This window comes from Peptostreptococcaceae bacterium, from assembly GCA_016649995.1.
GTDB lineage: Bacteria > Bacillota > Clostridia > Peptostreptococcales > BM714 > BM714.
On the sequence record JAENWJ010000090.1, the window covers coordinates 1 to 3223 of the forward strand.

Here is a 3223-nt window from a genome sequence, read left to right on the forward strand (position 1 = left end):
AAATATTATAGGCAAGTGCAAGGAAAATGCTTCTAATTGCGAAATACCCTTGCATTCATTATATCAAATATTCACCTAAAAGTCAGTTAAATCAATGCTTTGAAGGTTAATCAGTAGACACTATTTAAACATTTTGTATACTTCTTCTACATTAACAACTTCACTTCTACCAAATCTAAGCATCTCAAGTCCCATTTTTTTTCTTTCTGCATTAAATGAAGCTGTTGTTTCAATAGGCACAATACAGTTGTAATTCAGTGAAAACGCATAACTAACAGTGTCTAATACGCAAACATCAGTTGCTGCACCAACAACTACTAAATTAGTAATATTCTTCTGTTTTAGTAAGGTATTTAAATTGGTATTAAAAAATGCATTCCATCTGTTTTTTACAATAAGCTCTTCTCCATCTCTAGGTATTAATGGCGGTATAATTTCAGCATCTAATGAACCTTTAACAAAATGTTGAAGCTTTTTTACCTCAAATCTGTTATCTAACATTTGCCAATCACTAAAATCTTCTTCATACTCTGTTTTAATATTAACAACCAACATTTCATTTTCATTAAAGAAATCCTTCAACATGACCATTGGTGTCACAATATCTTCTTGTTTGGTTACATCAACATTTAACATCTTTACTAATGACCCATCTGGTGCACCACCACCATATTGCATATCGATTACTATTAACGCAGTTTCTTTTTTATTTAACATAATAGTTCCCCTTTCGAATAGATTAACAATTACATTATATAATACATATAAATATTTCACCATAATAGAAAAGCATAATAGTCACTTTTTATCACTGATAAATATACAACACAGGTAGAGACAGTTGCTCTGCTAAGTAAAAATGAAAATTTATGTCGTTAAAAACAATGTACTACCGAAAATCAATTCATAAGGATAAAAGGTCGTAGATTGTCAGTTGAGCGTTTTGCATAATTCGTAGCCATTGAAATTACTAAGTTTTTCGGGGCAAAAAAATGGATTCACCCCAATCCTGTCGAATAGTAGAGTTACCACACTAAACCACCAACAAGAAAGAAAGGTGAATCCAGTGGATACTATTCGACAAATGATGCTGTTTTCCTTTGAAGATCTGTACAAAATGCAATCTGAAACTCGGTTGGAACTGGCGCTCAAGGAGCTGAAGATTCCAGCAGGATTCGGAAATCTCTTCAAAGCTTCCAATGAGCGAGGTCCGAAGGGTTACTCTCCCAAGTCCATGCTGTATGCAATCTTTGCCATGCGGATTGAGGGTGTTCCAAACATCAGCGCCCTGGTAAGGCGTCTGAAGTCAGACCTGGGATTCCGATATGCCTGTGGCTTTGATGTCTTAGGCAAAACCCCTTCCGTATCGTGCTTCTCAAGATTTCTCCACAAGCTTGAATCAACCGGCATTCTGCTGGACATGTTCCATGAAGCGGTTGAAGATGCCAGAGAGTGCAAAATACTTTCCTTAGAGGCTGTTGCAATTGACGCTACAGCGATTGATGCATTTGAAGCACCAGCCCCGAAAGCCAAGCTCATTGATGATGGAAAGCATCCGAACTGGGGCATGAAACGGGATACCCATGGCAACACTTTCCGTTGGTTTGGCTGGAAGTACCATCTGATCTGCGATGCAGCTAGTGGCCTACCGATTGCCTACCACATTACGCCAGCCTCGGTTCATGATGCGGCTGCCGTTAAGGAACTGATGGATTCTCTTGCGATAAAGCATCCTGAAATCAAGTCGAAGTACTGGCTCTACGATTCCGGATACGACTCTGCATGGCTCTACGAGGAAGTAATCAAAAACAGAAACGGACATCCGATCATTGCATTCAACGGGCGTGGGTCATTGGCTCCACCGGCAGGGTTTGATGAAAAGCTGCATCCCGTGTGCTCCGGTGGAAAGACAATCCTAGGATCCTCAGCTATCCGATTCGCAGTTCAGAAGCATGGAAGAAGATCTACAATAAGAGAACTTCAGTGGAACGGCTGAACAATCTTTTGAAGAACAACCTGGGTGCCAACAATCTCCGAAACGCAGGAATCAAGATGACAGAGTGTTGGTTGTTGATCAGCATGATAGCGCTTTATGCAGGAACAAAAGCAGTTATGAAGCTTAGCGCAGCAAAAATGGCAGCATAGGAACGACTGGGACTGATTTGGATGGATAGTAGTAATTTTTTTCAACCTGATTGTTTTCAGGAAGCGTGTTGTCATTCACAATCGGGAATTATGCAAAACGCTCAAATGTATTTTGGCGTTAAATTGTATAAACACTTTTAATCTGAATCCACCACTAGTACTTGTCTAAGGAAAACTATCTTTTAGAATAGATGAGATACTCAATTATCAATAAGAATAACGGGAATGTAATACTCAAAGTGATGTTAGTATCCAACCCAATAATATGTTCACCATTTATCATTCCCAATCCCCTAAACATCAGAAATATTATAGTTCCCAAGGATACACTCTGCAGAACTCCAAAAACCCAGAACAGCTCTTTTTTCATTAATATTTCCTCCTTTTCAAAATTGCTACCATCTAAAATAATGTACGATTAGTGCTATTTATATTCTTACTGCAGGATTTCTCATAACGTTTCGCATTGCCGACGCCCTTGAACCGGACAGGAGGAGCTTGACCCGGGCCTCATAGCCTGCAACGCAATTGCCAAATCATAGATTTGGGTTGGTTGCGTCTATTTCGACAGAAGCGATCTGCAACAAATCTCAGATTTGAACAGCCTGCTTCAAGGCAGGGCTTGCTCCCGGCGAAAGGGTGTGATTTCGGGTAGCGTCCGAAGCCCACCCAAGTCAGCCCGAAACCCTTGTGGCAGAGCTTTGGTTAGGCGACGAACCACATCCCGCGAAGCAAGAGCAGCATGGATGCTGCGGCCTATAATCATTTTTTACAAAAATAATACGGCCCGCATTGGCTTTCATGTGTATGCACGTAAGTCCATTTCATCTCAGCGTCAACAACATATACATCATCTTCCAAATCAAAATCTGATGATTTCAACTGTTCCGCATTGTTTATATAGAATGAATTCTCATCATTTTGATAAAAGACAAAGACCTAAATTCCACGTCAAATTAAAATCCCCTTCATTTGTTGTCCAACTTACGAAGAATTCAGGAAATATCCTCTATATTGTAGCATTTACAACACCGCCTTCCCAAATGTTTGTCAAATGTTTTGCGGGAATCAGAATATT

The 3223-nt window shown here is 39.7% G+C and carries 5 protein-coding genes; 2 read left to right on the top strand and 3 right to left on the bottom strand.

Features of this window, described 5'->3' with window-relative positions; genetic code table 11:
- Positions 1-120: 120 nt before the first annotated feature.
- Positions 121-717: a cysteine hydrolase gene (locus JJE29_09270; GenBank protein MBK5252805.1), complete on the bottom strand. Its 597-nt coding sequence runs from the start codon at positions 715-717 to the stop codon at positions 121-123.
- 349 nt (positions 718-1066) lie between these two features.
- Between JJE29_09270 and JJE29_09275 the strand changes: the two genes are divergently transcribed.
- Together JJE29_09275 and JJE29_09280 are read left to right on the top strand one after the other, a co-directional pair.
- Positions 1067-1996 (top strand): transposase, encoded by a 930-nt coding sequence (locus JJE29_09275; protein MBK5252806.1) that lies wholly within the window; start codon positions 1067-1069, stop codon positions 1994-1996.
- Positions 1894-2145: a transposase gene (locus tag JJE29_09280; protein MBK5252807.1), complete on the top strand. Its 252-nt coding sequence runs from the start codon at positions 1894-1896 to the stop codon at positions 2143-2145. The genes JJE29_09275 and JJE29_09280 overlap by 103 nt, the downstream gene beginning before the upstream one ends.
- 175 nt (positions 2146-2320) lie before the next feature.
- Here JJE29_09280 and JJE29_09285 read toward each other — a convergent pair whose 3' ends face one another.
- Both JJE29_09285 and JJE29_09290 read right to left on the bottom strand, forming a co-directional pair.
- A complete protein-coding gene (locus JJE29_09285; protein ID MBK5252808.1) occupies positions 2321-2515 on the bottom strand; it encodes a hypothetical protein in 195 nt (64 codons plus the stop codon).
- Between the two features lie 392 nt (positions 2516-2907).
- A complete protein-coding gene (locus JJE29_09290) occupies positions 2908-3045 on the bottom strand; it encodes a DUF4275 family protein (GenBank protein MBK5252809.1) in 138 nt (45 codons plus the stop codon).
- Positions 3046-3223: the final 178 nt, after the last annotated feature.

Excerpts from the sequence above, each read along its gene's own strand:
- JJE29_09270 (MBK5252805.1), bottom strand. The coding sequence starts at position 717 with ATGTTAAATAAAAAAGAAACTGCGTTAATAGTAATCGATATGCAATAT.
- JJE29_09285 (MBK5252808.1), bottom strand. The coding sequence starts at position 2,515 with ATGAAAAAAGAGCTGTTCTGGGTTTTTGGAGTTCTGCAGAGTGTATCC.